Source organism: Amycolatopsis sp. 195334CR, assembly GCF_017309385.1.
Taxonomy (GTDB): domain Bacteria; phylum Actinomycetota; class Actinomycetes; order Mycobacteriales; family Pseudonocardiaceae; genus Amycolatopsis.
This window is the reverse complement of the sequence record NZ_JAFJMJ010000002.1, coordinates 650,187-665,672: the sequence shown is the minus strand read 5'-3', so window position 1 is coordinate 665,672 and position 15,486 is coordinate 650,187. Positions and strand designations below refer to the sequence as shown.

At 71.8% G+C, this 15,486-nt stretch carries 16 protein-coding genes; 10 read left to right on the top strand and 6 right to left on the bottom strand.

From position 1 onward, the window contains the following. Nucleotides 1-2: 2 nt before the first annotated feature. Nucleotides 3-977 (bottom strand): D-alanine--D-alanine ligase family protein, encoded by a 975-nt coding sequence (locus tag JYK18_RS26005; protein WP_206806109.1) that lies wholly within the window; start codon nt 975-977, stop codon nt 3-5. Further along, nucleotides 974-2,086 (bottom strand): alanine racemase, encoded by a 1,113-nt coding sequence (alr, locus tag JYK18_RS26000; RefSeq protein ID WP_206806108.1) that lies wholly within the window; start codon nt 2,084-2,086, stop codon nt 974-976. Before alr ends, JYK18_RS26005 begins: the two co-directional genes overlap by 4 nt. A 146-nt stretch (nt 2,087-2,232) precedes the next feature. On the opposite strand from alr, the gene JYK18_RS25995 reads away from it, so the two are divergent. Genes JYK18_RS25995 through JYK18_RS25985 form a run of 3 tightly spaced genes read left to right on the top strand, consistent with a single transcriptional unit; the run spans nt 2,233 to nt 4,910 of the window. Beyond that, nucleotides 2,233-2,784: a D-alanyl-D-alanine carboxypeptidase family protein gene (locus JYK18_RS25995; RefSeq protein WP_206806107.1), complete on the top strand. Its 552-nt coding sequence runs from the start codon at nt 2,233-2,235 to the stop codon at nt 2,782-2,784. 15 nt (nt 2,785-2,799) lie between these two features. Further along, nucleotides 2,800-3,495: a response regulator transcription factor gene (locus tag JYK18_RS25990; protein WP_206806106.1), complete on the top strand. Its 696-nt coding sequence runs from the start codon at nt 2,800-2,802 to the stop codon at nt 3,493-3,495. Further along, the gene (locus tag JYK18_RS25985; protein WP_307796061.1) at nt 3,492-4,910 is read left to right on the top strand and encodes a HAMP domain-containing sensor histidine kinase; all 1,419 of its coding nucleotides are present in this window, start codon (nt 3,492-3,494) and stop codon (nt 4,908-4,910) included. Before JYK18_RS25990 ends, JYK18_RS25985 begins: the two co-directional genes overlap by 4 nt. Before the next feature lie 127 nt (nt 4,911-5,037). Here the strand turns inward: JYK18_RS25985 and JYK18_RS25980 are convergent, their stop codons facing one another. Together JYK18_RS25980 and JYK18_RS25975 are read right to left on the bottom strand one after the other, a co-directional pair. Continuing rightward, nucleotides 5,038-5,424: a hypothetical protein gene (locus JYK18_RS25980; protein ID WP_206806105.1), complete on the bottom strand. Its 387-nt coding sequence runs from the start codon at nt 5,422-5,424 to the stop codon at nt 5,038-5,040. Beyond that, the gene (locus tag JYK18_RS25975; protein WP_206806104.1) at nt 5,421-5,879 is read right to left on the bottom strand and encodes a hypothetical protein; all 459 of its coding nucleotides are present in this window, start codon (nt 5,877-5,879) and stop codon (nt 5,421-5,423) included. The genes JYK18_RS25980 and JYK18_RS25975 overlap by 4 nt, the downstream gene beginning before the upstream one ends. Nucleotides 5,880-5,940: 61 nt before the next feature. Here JYK18_RS25975 and JYK18_RS25970 point away from each other — a divergent pair, with 61 nt between their 5' ends. From JYK18_RS25970 to JYK18_RS25960, 3 genes are read left to right on the top strand one after another with little or no spacing between them, the layout of a single operon-like run. Next, the gene (locus JYK18_RS25970; RefSeq protein ID WP_206806103.1) at nt 5,941-6,747 is read left to right on the top strand and encodes an SDR family NAD(P)-dependent oxidoreductase; all 807 of its coding nucleotides are present in this window, start codon (nt 5,941-5,943) and stop codon (nt 6,745-6,747) included. A 41-nt stretch (nt 6,748-6,788) separates the two neighbouring features. Next, nucleotides 6,789-8,645 carry a serine/threonine-protein kinase gene (locus tag JYK18_RS25965; protein WP_206806102.1) on the top strand — a complete coding sequence of 619 codons (1,857 nt, stop codon included), beginning with the start codon at nt 6,789-6,791 and terminating at the stop codon, nt 8,643-8,645. A gap of 58 nt (nt 8,646-8,703) precedes the next feature. After that, nucleotides 8,704-9,528 carry a bifunctional allantoicase/(S)-ureidoglycine aminohydrolase gene (locus tag JYK18_RS25960; RefSeq protein ID WP_206806101.1) on the top strand — a complete coding sequence of 275 codons (825 nt, stop codon included), beginning with the start codon at nt 8,704-8,706 and terminating at the stop codon, nt 9,526-9,528. Here JYK18_RS25960 and JYK18_RS25955 read toward each other — a convergent pair. Continuing rightward, on the bottom strand, nt 9,525-10,157 hold the full coding sequence (locus tag JYK18_RS25955) for a TetR/AcrR family transcriptional regulator (RefSeq protein WP_206806100.1): 633 nt from the start codon (nt 10,155-10,157) through the stop codon (nt 9,525-9,527). The genes JYK18_RS25960 and JYK18_RS25955 overlap by 4 nt on opposite strands. Before the next feature lie 73 nt (nt 10,158-10,230). Here JYK18_RS25955 and JYK18_RS25950 point away from each other — a divergent pair, with 73 nt between their 5' ends. Genes JYK18_RS25950 through JYK18_RS25940 form a run of 3 tightly spaced genes read left to right on the top strand, consistent with a single transcriptional unit; the run spans nt 10,231 to nt 13,483 of the window. After that, the gene (locus JYK18_RS25950) at nt 10,231-11,721 is read left to right on the top strand and encodes an NAD(P)/FAD-dependent oxidoreductase (RefSeq protein ID WP_206806099.1); all 1,491 of its coding nucleotides are present in this window, start codon (nt 10,231-10,233) and stop codon (nt 11,719-11,721) included. Further along, entirely contained in the window at nt 11,718-12,656 is a 939-nt protein-coding gene (locus JYK18_RS25945; protein ID WP_206806098.1) for a patatin-like phospholipase family protein, read from the top strand. The genes JYK18_RS25950 and JYK18_RS25945 overlap by 4 nt, the downstream gene beginning before the upstream one ends. Then, entirely contained in the window at nt 12,653-13,483 is an 831-nt protein-coding gene (locus tag JYK18_RS25940; protein WP_206806095.1) for an SDR family oxidoreductase, read from the top strand. Before JYK18_RS25945 ends, JYK18_RS25940 begins: the two co-directional genes overlap by 4 nt. Here the strand turns inward: JYK18_RS25940 and JYK18_RS25935 are convergent. Continuing rightward, nucleotides 13,472-14,893, bottom strand: a complete 1,422-nt coding sequence (locus JYK18_RS25935; RefSeq protein WP_206806093.1) for an APC family permease — start codon at nt 14,891-14,893, stop codon at nt 13,472-13,474. The genes JYK18_RS25940 and JYK18_RS25935 overlap by 12 nt on opposite strands. A gap of 396 nt (nt 14,894-15,289) precedes the next feature. Here JYK18_RS25935 and JYK18_RS47615 point away from each other — a divergent pair, with 396 nt between their 5' ends. Beyond that, nucleotides 15,290-15,418 (top strand): hypothetical protein, encoded by a 129-nt coding sequence (locus JYK18_RS47615; RefSeq protein WP_277992300.1) that lies wholly within the window; start codon nt 15,290-15,292, stop codon nt 15,416-15,418. Nucleotides 15,419-15,486: the final 68 nt, after the last annotated feature.

Genomic DNA, 15,486 nt, shown 5'->3' with positions numbered 1-15,486 from the left:
CCTCAGCGGGCGAGTCCCGGCGTCGAGCGGATGAGGCGGTCCAGGAACTCCGGGTACGGCAGGCCTTCGGCGGCGAACATCTTCGGCACCTGCGATTCCGCGGTCAGCCCCGGCATCGTGTTGACCTCGTTCAGCACCAGCCCCTCCGCGGTCAGGAAGAAGTCGACCCGCGCGAGACCCCGGCAGCCCAGTGCGTCGTAGACCCGCAGCGCCGCCTCGGTCAGTGCCTTCGACTCGGTCCCGGTCAGCGGCGCGGGGATCACGAATTCCGCGCTCCCGTCGTACTTCGTCGTGGTGTCGAACAGGGGCTGCGCCACCAGGATCTCCAGTGGCGGCCCCACCCGCCGCCCGTGGTCCGGGTCGTCGAGCACGGCGACATCGATCTCCCGGCCGCGGACCACCTGCTCCACCAGCACCCGGTCGTCCAGGGCCAGCGCCGCCCGCAACGCCGGTTCGAGCGCCTCCTCGGTCTCCACCAGGCACACGCCGAAGCTCGACCCCGCGGCGACCGGCTTGACCACCACCGGCCCGTCGAACAGCACGGCCGCCGCCTCGGCCTCGGTGACCAGCCTCCCCGGCGCGGTCCGCACGCCGACCGCCTCGGCCACCAGCTTGGTCGCCCACTTGTCCATCGTGAGCGCCCCCGCGCGCGTCGGCGAACCGGCGCACGGAAGCCCCGCCAGCTCGCACAACGCCGCGAGCGTGCCGTCCTCCCCGCGTGGTCCGTGCAGCAGGGGCAGGACCACATCGCACCCGGCCAGCACCGCGAGCGCCGCCGCCAGGCTGTCGGCCGCCGACGAACCGAGCGCCTCCTCGTCCGGGCCCAGCCACCGGCCGTCGCGGAGAATGGTCAACGGCACGGCCTCGTACCGCGCCGGGTCGAGCGCCGCGCGCACCGAGGCCGCGGAAGCCAGCGACACCTCGTGCTCGCAGTTCTGCCCGCCGCCGATCAACGCCACCCGGAGCCGCGCGCTCATCGGACGCTCCGCCGCACGCGCGCGCCGATCCCGGTGACGATCTCGTGCGGAATGGTGTCCGCCCAGCCCGCCCAGTCCTCGACGGTCGGCTCACCGTGGTCACCCGGGCCGAACACCACCGCCTCGGCACCCGGCTCGACCGGCTCGTCGCCGAGGTCCACCACGATCTGGTCCATCGAGATCACCCCGACCACCCGGCGACGGCGACCGGCCAGCTGCACCTCCGCCCGCCCGGACGCCACGCGCGGCAGGCCGTCGGCGTACCCGAGCGGCAACAACGCGAGCGTGGTCGCCCGATCGGTCACGTACGTGTGCCCGTAGCCGATCCCGACCCTGGCCGGGACCCGGCGCACCTGCACCACGGGCGCGGTGAGCCGCAGCGCGGACCGCAGGCGCGTGGTGCCGCTCGGGTCGATGCCCACCAGCCCGGCCCCGATCCGGACCAGGTCCAGGTGCGTGCCGGGATCGGTGAGCGCGGCGGCGGTGGCGGCCAGGTGGCGCACCGACGGGCGCAACCCGGCCCGGACGGCCAGGTCGACCCCGTGCAGGAAGGCCAGCCGCCCGATCTCGTTCGCCGCGTGCCCCGGTTCGGCGGCCATCGCCAGGTGCCCCATCACGCCGGCCACGGTGATCCGCCCGTCGGCCTCGGCGCGCCGGGCGGCGGCCACCAGCGCGGGCCAGTCGCCCGGGGCCGCGCCGTCGCGGGCCAGTCCCGTGTCGAGCTGGAGGTGGACGCGGACCGGATAACCGGCGTCGACGACCACTTCGAGGTGGAGGAGGCTCGGCACGGCCAGGTCGATCCGGTGCACCCACGCGGTCATCGCGTTGACCTCCACCGGGTTCAGCCAGCTCAGCACCGGTGCGTCGATCCCGGCGGCGCGCACCGCGACCGCCTCCGCGAGCGACGTGACCCCCAGCCAGGTCGCGCCGGCGGCGAGCGCGGTCCTGGCCACGTCGGCGAGTCCGTGCCCGAACCCGTCCGCCTTCACCACGGCCATCACCGCCCCGCCGGTGGTACGGGCGAACCGGCGGGTGTTGGCGGCCACCGCGGTCAGGTCGACCTCCAGGGTCGGTTCGCGGACCGCGGGCAGCGTGGACAAGGTGCGCATGCCGCTCACTCTGCTCGGCGGATATCCGCGTCCCGCGATCATCGTGTGACAGATCCATGACAACGGCGAGAAGCTGTTACACGTTGTCGAGAACTGGTCATCAAAGCCCGACAGCACGCGCACCAACGCGGCCGACCGTGGATGCCATGACCGAATCGACCGACGGGATCCGGGACCGGCTCCTGCACGCGGCCACCCTCGCGCTCGCCGTGCTGCTGCTGCCCTTCGCCGCGCTGACCGCACCCGGCCACGCGCGGTTCGTGGCTTGTCAATGGGCTCTCGGCCTGCGGTTCCCCCGCGAGAACCTGAGCGGGCTCACCCCGGCGACCCGGAGCGCCTTCACCGAGGCGCGCGCGGTGGCGTTCTGGCGCGACCGCCAGCTGATCGGCCTCACCTCGGGACATCGTGACGCCGACGAGCAGTTCCGGCTCTACACCGAGGAAGTCCGGCGCACCGGCTCCACCGCCGCAGCGCGCAGGCGGGTCCTGCCGCCGGAGGAATCCGGCCACGTCCGGGGCACCGCGCTGGACATCCGGCCGCGCGAGGGGGCGCACTGGCTGGAACTGCACGGCGCGGCACACGACCTTCACCGGACCTACGACAACGAGTGGTGGCATTTCGAGTACCTTCCGAACCACCGCGGCCGACCGCCGCTGCGCCGGGCCCATCCCGGTGTCCCCCTGCGCCATGCGGCCTGAACGGAGGAAGTGCCGGTGTCCCAGTTGCTGTTGGTCGAGGACGACGCCGTGCTGGCCGAGGTGCTCTCCCGCGCGCTGCGCGAGCTCGGCCACTCCGTCACCGTGACCGGCAGCGGGGAGGAGGCGCTGGAATCGTTGTACGAGAACGGGATCGCCGTCGACCTGGTGCTGCTGGACGTGATGCTGCCGGGGATCGACGGGTTCGAGGTGTGCCGCCGGATCCGCGCCCGCGACCCCATCCCGGTGATCCTGCTGACCGCGCGCGGCGACCCGATCGACGTGGTCGCCGGGCTGGAGGGCGGGGCCGACGACTACGTGGTCAAGCCGATCCAGCCGCGCATCCTGGACGCCAGGGTGAAAACCGTGCTGCGCCGGTCCACCCCGGCGCCGCCGTCCGAACTCCCGCCGCCGGTGCTCTCGCTCGGTGACCTCGACATCGACCGCCGGGCCAGCCTGGTCACCCGCCAGGGGGCGGAGGTGCACCTGACCCCGACGGAACTGCGGCTGCTGTTCGAGTTCGCCGACCACCTCGGCCAGGTGCTGAGCCGCCGGACGCTGCTGCAGCGGGTGTGGGACTACGGCTACAGCGGGGACGCGCGGCTGGTCGACGCCGCGGTGGCGCGGCTGCGGGCGAAGATCGAAGCGGACCCGGCGAACCCGGTGCTGCTGCGCACCGTGCGCGGACTCGGTTACCGGCTGGTCAAGCCGTGAGGTGGCGGCTCGGCCTCGCCGCCAAGATCGCCATCACCGTGGTGCTGTCCACTGTGGGCGCTTCCGCGGTGATGGCCGTGGTGGTCTACACCACGCAGGTCTCCTCGGCCACCGACCGGTTCACCACCTCGGCGACCATCGGCTTCAACTCCGACATCCAGCAGGCCCGCCAGCACCTCACCCCCTGCCGCGACGAGGATCCCGCCGGCTGCCCGGTGCGCGCGGCGGCGAGCTTCATGGAGGGACGGCTCGGGCTCACCTGGTCGCTGCTGCACTTCGCGCCGGGCAAGTCCGCCGAGCGCGACGGCCGGTACGTCCCGGTGCTCGGGAACACCGGCTGGCAGCCCGGCCAGCTCCCGGTCGACCGGATCGACGAGGCCAGGGACATGCAGGCCCCGGCGGTCACCTACGCCTACCAGGGGGACGACGGGTCCTACCTGGTGGTGGCGGGCGCGATCGCCCCCGGCATCGTGCTCGCGGAGTTCTACAGCACCGCCGGCCTGGACCGCGAGATCGCCGGCCTGCGCACCCAGCTCATCGTGCTCACCCTGGTGGTCGCGGTCTCGGCGGCCGCCATCGCGCTGCTGACCGCGCGGCGCATCCAGCGCCCCCTGCGGACCGCGGCCTCGGCGGCCAGGCGGCTCGGTGCGGGCAAGCTGCAGACCCGGCTGCCGGTGCACGGGCACGACGAACTCGCCGAGCTCGCGCGTTCGTTCAACACCATGGCCGGGCGGCTGGGCGAGTCCATCGACGAACTCCGCCGCAAGGACGTGCAGCAACGCCGGTTCGTCGCCGACGTCGCGCACGACCTGCGCACGCCGCTGGCCTCGCTGGTCGCGCTCACCGACAGCCTGAGCAACCCGGACCACCGCGACCGGGACCGGTCGGTCGAACTGCTGGGCACCCAGATCCGGCGGCTCAGCACGCTGGTCGAGGACCTGCTGGAGATCTCCCGGATCGACGCGGGCGTGGCCGACTTCCGGCCGGAGCCGATCGATCTCGCGGAACTGGTGGCCGACGCCGCGGAGATGGTTCCGTCGAGCGCCGGGGTCACCTCGGAAGCCGCCGGGGACACGACGGTCCAGGGTGACGCCCGCCGGTTGCACACCATCGTGCGCAACCTGCTCAGCAACGCCGAGCACCACGGGGCCCCGCCGGTGCGCGTGACCATCGACGGCACGGCCCCCGAGGAGGTGTCGGTGACGGTCACCGATCACGGGCCGGGGGTCCCGGACGAACTCGCCGCGGTGATCTTCGACCGGTTCGTCCGCGGTGACCAGGCGCGGGCGTACACCGAGGGCAGCGGACTGGGCCTGGCCATCGCGCGGGAGAACGCGCTCATGCACGACGGCCGGATCACCGTGCGCGACGAACCGGGTGCCGGGGCGGCGTTCACCCTCACCCTGCCCCGGTGATGGCGAGATCCTAGCGCTAGTTGTCGTCACCGTCCGTGTTGCCGCGGGCGAATTCCGGTCATGCTGATGGCATGCGCAATTCGATGATTTCCCTACTGGAGTTACTGAAGGATTTCGCCTACGGCATTCACGCCGGGAACGCGATCCGGCACGGACTGGCGGTGCCGCCGCGAAAGCGGGCTGCCCGATGACCAGCGACCTGCTCTTCGCGGCCTATTTGGACGGACGCGAGGTGCGTTGGCGGGCTGGCTACGAACGCGAAATCGCCCGCGCCGGAAATGATGTCAAAGCGCGTTTGCTCGCCCTGTTCACGACGTGCGCCCCCATTTCCGGGAAATCGGCGGGCCCGTTCAGCCGCCGGATCGTGCTCCGGCACGAGCGCACTCTCCGTGATCGGGTGCGCGGGCTCGCCGTCGAGGCCGGGGTGCCCGATCCGGACGCGCTGACCGAGCAACTGCTGGAGCTCTTCCGGACCGGCGCGCGCCCGGAAGCGGAGCGCCTGGTCGAAAGTCACCTTCCGGCCGCGTTTTCGGCCAGCCACCGGTCGAGGATCTCGGCCTTGGCGGGCCGGTCGAGCAGCCGGTAGGCCCGTGCCCACACGCGCGGGTCGGCCAGCGGGAGTCCCCGCCAGTGACCGCTGACCCGCGTCGGCAGCCGTTCCACGCCGTCCGGGCCGCGCAGGGCGAACCCGACGAGCACGTCCACCTCGTGACCCGCCTCGCTGACCACAAAACGGACGTCGGTGGCGTAGCCGCCCCCGGCGGTGTCGTCGCGGTAGGTCAGCCCGGCCCGCTCCAGCGCTGCTCCCACCTCGTGGGCGTCCGCGTCCACTGTGACGTCCCAGTCATTGGCGACGTCGGACAGTTCCAGCGCGACCAGCAACCCGGAACCGCCGACGGCCGCGGTGAACCCGCCTGCCTCGAGCGCGGTGACCACTCGCTGGGCGACGGTGATGGGTGGGATCCGCATGCCTTGATCAAATCACGGCGGGTGCCCGCCGCGGTTATCCTGCGGTCCTGGGGGTGGGCGGATGAGCCGGGTCGTTCTCGTGGCGGGTGCCTCGTCGGGCATCGGCCGGGCCGCGGCGGTTTCCCTGGCCGGCCGCGGGCACCGGGTCTTCGGCAGCAGCCGCGGGTGGCCGGGCGAGCCGCCACCCGGCGTGGAGCCGGTCACCCTGGACGTGACCGACGACGCCTCGGTGCGCGAGTGCGTGGACGACGTGCTGCACCGCGCCGGGCGCATCGACGTGCTCGTCTACAGCGCGGGCTGCTACGTCGCGGGCGCGGCGGAGGAAACCAGTCCCGCGCTGGCATTGCGGCAGCTGGACGCCTACCTGCTCGGCGCGCACCGGCTCGTCCGCGCCGTGCTGCCCGCGATGCGGCGGCAAACCGCCGGACGGCTGATCTTCATGAGTTCCAGCGCGGCCGTCGCGGCCATTCCGTTCCACGCGGTGTATTCCGCGAGCAAGGCCGCGCTGGAGGGGTACGTCGACGCGGTGCGCTACGAGGTCGCCCCGTTCGGCGTGGACGCGACCTGCGTCCAGGGCACGAGCGTGCGCACCGGCGCGGCCGACGCCGCCCTGCACGCGGAACCGCTCGACAGCTACGCGATCGCGAGGGACGCGGTGGTCGAACGGTTCGCCACGACGCAGCGCGACGGCGGGCCGCCGACCGCGTTCGCCCGCACCATCACCCGCGCCGTCGAAGCGCGGCGGCTGCCGCCGCGGTACCGGGTCGGGATCCGGGCGAAAGCCCTGCCCGCGCTGCGTGCCCTGCTCCCCGACGCCGTGTTCCGCAGACTGTTCGCGCGGAAGTTCGGGCTGCCCAGCGGGAAATGAGCTAGCGTCCGACTCACTTCGGCCTTCCGGGAGGGTGTTCGGTGACGCAGCGGCGGCTCGGCGATCGGTTCGTACTGCAGGAGATGCTCGGCCGGGGCGGGATGGGCACGGTGTGGCGGGCGCGGGATCTGCTGCTCGACCGGTTCGTCGCGATCAAGGAGGTCACCCTCCCGCCCTCGCTGGAAGCCCAGCCGGAGACCCGCGCGACGGTGCTGCGCGAGGCGCGGCTGGCCGCGCGGCTGAACCACTCCGGCGCGGTCACCGTCTACGACGCCATCGAGGATGACGAGCAGGTCTTCATCGTCATGGAGCTGGTCGAAGCGGAGACGCTCCAGGACCGGATCGTCCAAGAAGGACCGATGTCGCCGGTGGAGGCGGCCGATCTCGGGTTGCGGTTGCTGGACGTGCTCGTGTCCGCGCACAAGCTCGGGATCGTGCACCGGGATGTGAAGCCGGGCAATGTGATGGTGTCCGCGCGCGGTGAGGTCAAGCTCGCCGACTTCGGCATCGCCCGCCTCGACGGCGATTCGACGTCCACTGCTTCGGGCATCATGGTCGGTTCGCCCGCGTACATGGCGCCGGAGCAGATCCAGGGCCGGTCGGCGCCGTCGTCGGACCTGTGGGCGTTGGGCGTGACGCTGTTCTTCGCGGTGGAAGGCGTCTCGCCGTTCCGCCGCGATACCGGAGGAGCCGCCCTCGCCGCCGTCCTGGCCGAGGCACCTCCGACCCCGGCGCGCGCGGGGGCGGAGTTCGCGTCGCTGCTGCTGGCCATGCTGGCCAAGCCGGTGACGGACCGCCCGTCCGCCGAGGAGATCCGGATGCGCCTGACCACCATCCGCGGCGAAACCACAGTCGCGACGGCGGCCGCTCAGGCACCGGCCGCGTTCGCCGCTACCGCGCCGACTTCCGCAGAGTTCCCGGCGCCCGCCGCATCCCCGACCTCCGCAGCGTTCCCGGGAGCAGCGGCCTTCCCCGGAGCACCCGCCGGGGTCGCGCCCGGGGGCATGCCACCGTCGATGGCACCACCGGCACCGCACTGGGGGCCACCGCCCCAGCCGTACTTCCCCGATCCCCGCCCGCCCCACGATCCCTGGCTGATCACCGCGGGCGTCTTCTGCCTGCTCAGCTTCTTCTCCCTGGCCGCACTGGCGATCTCCACCCTCGCCGGAGTGGACGTCTCCCTGCTCGGCGTCAGCATCTCCGCGTCGAGCGCGATGGACCCGCTCGGCTTCCTGGCCCCGCTGGTCACCGGCGCGCTGAGCATCCTGATGCTGGTCACCGGCATCCTCCTGTGCCTCCGCGGACCGCAGCGGACCTGGGCCGCGCTGCTCGCCGGGAGCACCCCCTTCTGGACCTCCGGCGTGGTCGCCTTCCTGATCGTCGCCCAGCTCAACACCGATCCCGAGTACATCTGGGAGTTCGTCGCCCACTCCGCGGCCTACGCCCCGGGCGCCATCGCCGCGGTGATCGCCACGATCCGCGTCGTGCGCGGGCCGCTGCGGCGCCGCTGGGTGCTGACCGGGCTGATCGCCGTCCTCGCGCTGGGCTGGTACGCCTCCGAGGTCGGCCCGCACGCACAGGTGGTCTCGCTGCTGGTCCAGGCGGTCACGGTGGTCGGGATCCCGGTGCTGGCCTCGCTGTTCGCGCCCGGCCGGGTCACCGCCAAGGTGCTCGCCGGCTGGGTGGCCGCGCTGGCGGTGGCGCTGTTCTCCCAGCTCATCGCGATGCCCGGCTACCAGCGCTTCCACGGCGCCGACGGCGAACCGATCACCGAGATGCCGACGGGCTGGATCGTCTCGGCCGTCCTGTCGGCCTGCGCCATCGCCGGGATGACCGTGCTCGCGTTCGTCGCGGCCAGGGCCCGGGACACGGCTGAGTTGACACCGCTCGCGCGGTGACGTTGACTTCGAAGGCTCTGCGGAATTTAGGTTCCACGATACGAAAACAGGAGTCACCGTGTCCCAGCCAGGCTATTACGTTCCCACCGGTGGGCTCCCGCCACAGACCCAGCTGCTGACCGATCGCGCGATGTTCCGCGAGGCCTACGCGGTCATCCCGCGCGGCACGAACTCCGACATCGTCACCAGCGCGCTCCCCTTCTGGACCGGCACGCGGCTGTGGGTGCTGGCCCGGCCGCTCTCCGGCTTCGCCGAGACGTTCTCCCAGTACATGGTCGAGGTCTCCGCCGACGGCGGCAGCGACCGGCCCGAAACCGACCCGGCGGCCGAGTCGGTGATCTTCGTGACCAGCGGAATCCTCACCCTGCGCATCGGCGCGGACGAGCACGTGCTCGCCCCGGGCGGCTACGCCTACCTCCCGCCGGGACAGGCGTGGACCGCGTGGAACCGCTCGGGCCCCGAAGCAGCGCACTTCCAGTGGATCCGCAAGAAGTACCAGCACGTCGACGGCATCGAACCGCCCGAAGCCTTCGTCACCAGCGACGCCGAGGTCGAGGCGGTCGCCATGCCCGACACCGGCGGCGTCTGGCGCACCTCACGCTTCGCCGACCCGGCCGACCTCCGCCACGACATGCACGTCAACATCGTCACGTTCGAGCCCGGCGGCTGCATCCCCTTCGCCGAAACGCACGTCATGGAGCACGGCCTCTACATCCTCCAGGGCAAGGCCGTGTACCGCCTGAACGAGGACTGGGTCGAGGTCCAGGAGGGCGACTTCCTGTGGCTGCGCGCCTTCTGCCCGCAAGCCTGCTACGCCGGCGGCCCCGGCCCGTTCCGGTACCTGCTCTACAAGGACGTCAACCGCCACATGCCGCTGGGCTAGCGCGCGGCGATCCCGTCGTACATCACGCGTCGCACGGCCTCGCTGAGCTGACGCTGGTGCGCCGGATCCGGATTTCGCAGCGACGAGATCGCTGAGGCGAGGATCATGCCGTTCAGCGCGTGGGCGGTGTTCTCCACGTCGAGGTCGGCACGCAGGTAACCGAGTTCGACGCCGTGCGAGAGGTAGGCCGCGGTCAGCGTCTTGGCCACCTCGAAGAGGTCGAGGATCCGCTCCGCCATCGCCTGGTCGATGCCCGGCGCGTCGAACAGGAGCAACCGGGCGACGCGCGGGTCCTCGCCGAAGATGCGGGCGAGCGCCTCGCCGATGCGCGCGGACTGGGCCCGGTAGGCGTCGAGGGTGGACACCGCGTCCGGGGCGTTCTCCGCGGTCAGCGCCCCGGTGATCCGGTTGACCAGGTCGTCGACCACGTGGTCCACGATGTCGCGCTTGTTCGAGAAGTAGCGGTAGAAGGTGCCGTGCCCGATGCCCAGGTGCGCGGCGATGTCCGCGATCCCGGTGGCGTGGTAGCCGCGGTCGGCGAAGCAGTCGAAGGCCGCGTCGATGATCTCGCGGCGCAGTTCCTGCTTCTTCCGTTCGGCACGGCTGATCGGCTGGGCACTGGAGCTCATGCCCGCAGTGTATTGCCCTGCGCGCAGAACTGACATACGGTTCCGGAACTGACACATCATTCCGGGAGGTGGCATGAGCACCCAGTACGACGCCGTGATCGTGGGCGCCGGGTTCGGCGGCATGGGCGCGGCGATCCAGCTCAAGCGGCTGGGTTACCAGAACCTGCTGATCCTGGAGCGCGAACCCGAGCTCGGCGGCACCTGGCAGGTGAACCGGTACCCCGGGCTGGCGGTGGACATCCCCTCGTCGACCTACTCGTACTCGTTCGAGCCGAATCCGCACTGGTCACGACTGTTCGCGCCGGGCGAGGAGCTGAAGCGCTACGCCGAGCACGTGGCCGGGAAGTACGGGCTGCGGGAGCTGATGCGGTTCGGCGCGGTGGTCACCGGCGCGGCCTGGGACGAGCACGACCGCCACTGGCGGGTGTCCGTCGAGGGCGGCGAGGTGGTCACGGCGAAGTACCTGGTCACCGCGACCGGCTTCCTCTCCCAGCCCAAGGTCCCCGACATCGAGGGCATCGACGAGTTCGCCGGGAAGGTGATCCACACCACCGCCTGGGACGACTCGTACGACCTGCGCGGCAAGCGCGTGGCGATCATCGGCACCGGCGCCACCGCGGTGCAGCTGATCCCCGAGCTGACCGAACTCGCCGCCGAGCTGACCGTGTACCAGCGCACGCCGATCTGGGTCAGCCCGAAGCCCGACTACCGGATCCCGCGGCCGCTGCGCGCGGTGTTCGCCGCGCTGCCGCCCGCGCAGCGCGCCGTGCGGTTCGCCGGCAGCGCGGTGCTCGAACTGATGATGATCTCCGGCGTGGTGCGCTACAAGCAGTTCCGCGCGACGAACTGGGTGGCCGAGCAGTTCTGCCGGGCCCACCTGCACCGCCAGGTGCGGGACCCGGAGCTGCGCCGCAAGCTCACCCCGGACTACTCGTTCGGCTGCAAGCGGCCCACCTTCTCCAACACCTACTTCCCCGCGTTCACCCGGCCGCACGTGCGGCTGGAGACCTCGTCGATCGAGCGGGTCGACCGGACCGGCGTGGCCACCGCGGCCGGGCGCACCGACATCGACGTGCTCGTGCTGGCCACCGGGTTCAACCTCTGGGACGTGAACTTCCCGGCGTTCGAGGTGCTCGGGCGCGAGGGCCGGGACCTCGGCAAGTGGTGGCGGGAGAACCGGTTCCAGGCGTACGAGGGGATGACCGTGCCCGGGTTCCCGAACCTGCTCTCGCTCAACAGCCCGTATGCCTACAGTGGACTGTCCTATTTCACCACCATCGAGTGCCAGATGAAGCACATGCGGCGGCTGTTCACCGCGCTGGCCGACCGCCGCGCCGACGTCTTCGAGGTCACCAGGGAAGCGAACGACGCGTTCCTGGAGAGGATGCGGACGAAGGTCACCGATAATTCGGTGTTCTCGCTCGGCCAGTGCGCGACCGCGCGCAGCTACTACTTCAACCAGCACGGCGAAGCCACCCTGCTGCGGCCGACGTCGACGCTCAGCGCCCACCGCGACGCGGCGCGCTTCCCCCTGTCGCACTACAGCTACACGAGTGCGGCATGACCCGGCGCGGACTCGCGATCGGCTGCGGGGGCACGCTCGGCTTCGCCTGGACGGCGGTCGCGCTCGAAGCCGTCGAACGGGAACTCGGCTGGGACCCGCGCACGGCCGACGTGCTCATCGGCACCTCGGCGGGCTCGGAACTGGTGGCGCTGCTGGGATCCGGGCGGTCGGCGTCGGACATCCTCAGTGCGCTCGACGGCGACACCGATGACGACGTGCTCGCCGCGCACCTCGCCCACCTGCCCGGCATCCGGCCGCCGCTGCCCTCGCTGAGCTGGCCGGCGCGACGACTTGTCCTTTGTGGACTTCGCGGGAGGGTCGACTTCACCGCGGCCGCCGCCGGATTGCTGCCCGGCGGACGTGGCAACCCGGCGTGGCTGCGCGATCTGGGTGCCCGGCTCGCCGGTCCGGACGACTGGGTGCCGCATCCGGCCACCTGGATCGTGGCCGCGGACGCGGGCACCGGTGAGCGGGTCGCGTTCGGCTCCCCCGGCGCTCCGCGCGCGGGACTCGGTGACGTGCTGGCCGCCTCGTGGGCGATCCCCGGCTGGTTCCCGCCCGTCCCGATCGGCGGCCGGAACTATCTCGACGGCGGCACCATCTCGTCGGTGTCCGCCGACTTGGCCGGTCCGCTCGGTTTGGCCGAACTCGTTGTCGTGGCGCCGATGACCAGTGGCGAAGCCGCGCCCGCCACCGGCCTCGCCCGGGTGGAACGCCTGCTCCGCCGCCGGATGACGGCCGGGCTCGACCGGGAGATCGCGGCCCTGCGTGCGGCGGGGACCCGCGTCATCCGGATCGAACCGGGCCCCGGCGAACTGGCCGCCATGGGCTTCAACTTCATGAACCACCGGCACCGGCCGGCCACCCTGTCCGCCGCCCGACGGCACGTCCCCGCGCGGGTCCGCGCCGCCATCCGCCAAGGAGCTCCGTCATGACCCGGTACCCCGCCATCGATCTCCGCGGTGCCACCGTCGCCATCACCGGCGGCGCGCAGGGCATCGGCCGCGCCACCGCCGCCGCGTTCGCCGCCAGGGGCGCCCGCGTCGCGATCGGTGATCTCGACCTGGACCTCGCCCGGCGGACCGCCGCCGATCTCGGTGCCTCGGCGCACCCGCTCGACGTGGCCGATCCCGATTCCTTCCGCACCTTCCTCGACCAGGCCGAAACCGAGCACGGCCCGCTCGCCGTCCTGGTGAACAACGCCGGCATCATGCCCAACGGCGGTTTCCTCGACCTCGACGACCGCATCACCCGGCTGTCCATCGAGGTCAACCTCCTCGGCGTGGTGCACGGCATGCGCCTGGCCCTGCCCGGCATGCTCGACCGCGGGCGCGGCCACATCGTCAACGTCGCCTCGCTCGCCGGGAAGTTCCCGATCCCGGGCCTGGCCATCTACAACGCCGGGAAGTACGCCGTCGTCGGGCTTTCCGCCGCGACCCGCCGCGAGTACGCGCACCGCGGTGTCAGCGTCACCACGGTGCTTCCGTCCGCTGTGGACACCGCGCTCGCCTCCGGGCTCGACATGAAGCCGATCCCCAAGGTGGCGCCCGAGGACATCGCCGCCGCCGTGGTCGGTTCCGCGACCACGCGCAAGGGCGAGATCGCGGTGCCGCGGTACGTCGGTGCGCTCGCCGCGGTCGCCGCCATCACGCCCGAACCGGTGCTGAACGCCGTCCGCCGCCTCTTCCGCGACGACCGCGCCCTCCAACCCGATTCGGAAGACCGCGCCGCCTACCGGAAACGGCTCGGCTCACACCTCTAGATCCTGGTCCAGGGCAGCCCACACGGCCGGTTTCGCCGAACGCAGCCAGAAGGCGACGGCGACGGCCAGCGCGGCGGCGATCGGCAGCAGCCACGGCAGGAACGCGACGACCGGGCTCTCGCTGCCCGCGAGCTCCGGGAAGTTGCCGAACGCCAGCGCGGTGACCGTCCACAGGCCGAGGCCACCGACCGTCGGGAGGACGAAGGTGACGAGCAGCCGCGGGTCCCGCGCGCGCCGGAAGTGGACCACGATGGCGGTGGCCGCAAACGCTTGCAGCACCACGATCCCGAGCGTGCCGAGGCCGGTGAAGGCGGCGACGAGGTTCGCGATCGGGTCCAGTCCGGCGATCGCGTAGGCCAGGGCGACCAACGTCGCGAAGGCGAGTTGCGCGGTCGACGCGGTGACCGGCGCGCCGTTCCGGCGGCGGGTGCGTGCCAGCGCTCGCGGCAGTACACCGGATCGGCCGAGCGCGTAGAGGTACCGCGTCGCGGAGTTGTGGAGCGCGAGCAGCGCGGCGAAGAGGCTGACCACGAGGAGAAGCTGCATCGCGTTGGTCAGGCCGCTGCCGAGGTACTCCGCGGAGATGGTGAAGACCAGGTCACCCGCGGCGAGGTGTTCCTGCGCGACACCGCCCGCCTGCCGCACGCCGAGCGCGGAGACGATCGCCCAGGTGGTGACCGCGGCGAAGACGCCGATGAAGGTGATCGCCAGGTACGTCGCGCGGGGAATGGTGCGTTTCGGGTCGCGTGCCTCTTCGCTGAACAGCCCGGTCGCCTCGAAGCCGACAAAGGCGTTGGCGGCGAACAACAAGCCGAGTCCGGTCGAACCGGCCAGGAAGACCTCGGGCAGGAAGGGCTCGAACGAGTAGCCGGTGGTCACCAGGATGGCGACGTCGAGCACGATCAGGATGGAGACCTCCAGCACGAGCGCGACGCCGAGCACCTTCGCCGAGATGTCGATGCCGCCGCGGGTCAGCACCCACACGCCCGCCACGGAGATCAGGCTCCAGACCCACCACGGCAGGCTCAGGCCGAACACGTCGGCGATCACCATCGAGGTGAAGAACCCGCTCGTGCCGACGGCCCCGGCGACGAAGCAGTTGTAGCCCACCATGGCCACGAACGCCGCGATGATGCCCGCCGTCCGGCCGAGCCCGCGCACGACGTAGGCGTAGAAGCCGCCCGCGTTCACCAGTTTCCGGGCCATCTGCGCGTACCCGACGGCGAAGAGCAGGAAGACGGCGGTGGCGAGCAGGAACATGGCCGGTGTGCCGCCGCCCGCGCCCACCGCGATCCCGATGCCGCCGATGACGATGATCCCGGTCAACGGCGCCACGGCGGCCAGGACGAGGAACACCACCCCGGGCACGCCGAGGTTCCCGTGAAGCCTGGTTTCCGGTGTGGACGGCACAGGTTCAGCTCCCTCGCACTCGGGCAACACCCTGCGAAGGTAAGGACCGCGGGACCGGTCCTGCTAGGACGTCAGCGCAAAACACTTGTCCACGACGGCTACCTGCTGTCCTCGTAAAAGTCCTTGTTGCAGTGCCCCCAGGTGTTCTGCGTGCTGATCGAGCGTTCGCCCTGCCGGTATTGCCGCCAGCCGCTGCCGTCCCAGAGCCAGTTGCTCCAGCAACAGCGACGGCGGGTACGGCTGGGGCCTGGAGCCGGACCTCCGCGCACCGGAAAGCCAACCGGGCGGCGCCCCGCACGCCTTCGAGATGTTCGAGGACCTCGCCCCCGCCACCACGCCGCGAGCCCGCGAACTGTGCGACTGGCTCGACTCCGTCACCCCGCCCGCCGGTGGCCGATGCCAGTGCTCGAGGGCGGCAGCGAAGGCGAAACCATGCGAGCGCTCGACTTCGCCAGCTACTCCCCGGCCGCCGCCCACGACTGGCGCGGTTACGTGACCGTGGGCGCCAGCGTGCCGGACGGCTGAACGTGATCTGCGTCCGAAGAAAGGGCAAACCCCCGTACGCGGCGTGGGTTTCTCACTAAGATCGCCAT

Bases quoted from the DNA above. Each gene is read 5' to 3' on its own strand.
- JYK18_RS25945 (WP_206806098.1), top strand. From the start codon at position 11,718: ATGACCCGGCGCGGACTCGCGATCGGCTGCGGGGGCACGCTCGGCTTC.
- JYK18_RS25975 (WP_206806104.1), bottom strand. From the start codon at position 5,879: ATGCGGATCCCACCCATCACCGTCGCCCAGCGAGTGGTCACCGCGCTC.
- JYK18_RS25995 (WP_206806107.1), top strand. From the start codon at position 2,233: ATGACCGAATCGACCGACGGGATCCGGGACCGGCTCCTGCACGCGGCC.
- JYK18_RS26005 (WP_206806109.1), bottom strand. From the start codon at position 977: ATGAGCGCGCGGCTCCGGGTGGCGTTGATCGGCGGCGGGCAGAACTGC.
- JYK18_RS25940 (WP_206806095.1), top strand. From the start codon at position 12,653: ATGACCCGGTACCCCGCCATCGATCTCCGCGGTGCCACCGTCGCCATC.
- JYK18_RS25950 (WP_206806099.1), top strand. From the start codon at position 10,231: ATGAGCACCCAGTACGACGCCGTGATCGTGGGCGCCGGGTTCGGCGGC.
- JYK18_RS25970 (WP_206806103.1), top strand. From the start codon at position 5,941: ATGAGCCGGGTCGTTCTCGTGGCGGGTGCCTCGTCGGGCATCGGCCGG.
- JYK18_RS47615 (WP_277992300.1), top strand. From the start codon at position 15,290: ATGCCAGTGCTCGAGGGCGGCAGCGAAGGCGAAACCATGCGAGCGCTC.
- JYK18_RS25955 (WP_206806100.1), bottom strand. From the start codon at position 10,157: ATGAGCTCCAGTGCCCAGCCGATCAGCCGTGCCGAACGGAAGAAGCAG.
- alr (WP_206806108.1), bottom strand. From the start codon at position 2,086: ATGCGCACCTTGTCCACGCTGCCCGCGGTCCGCGAACCGACCCTGGAG.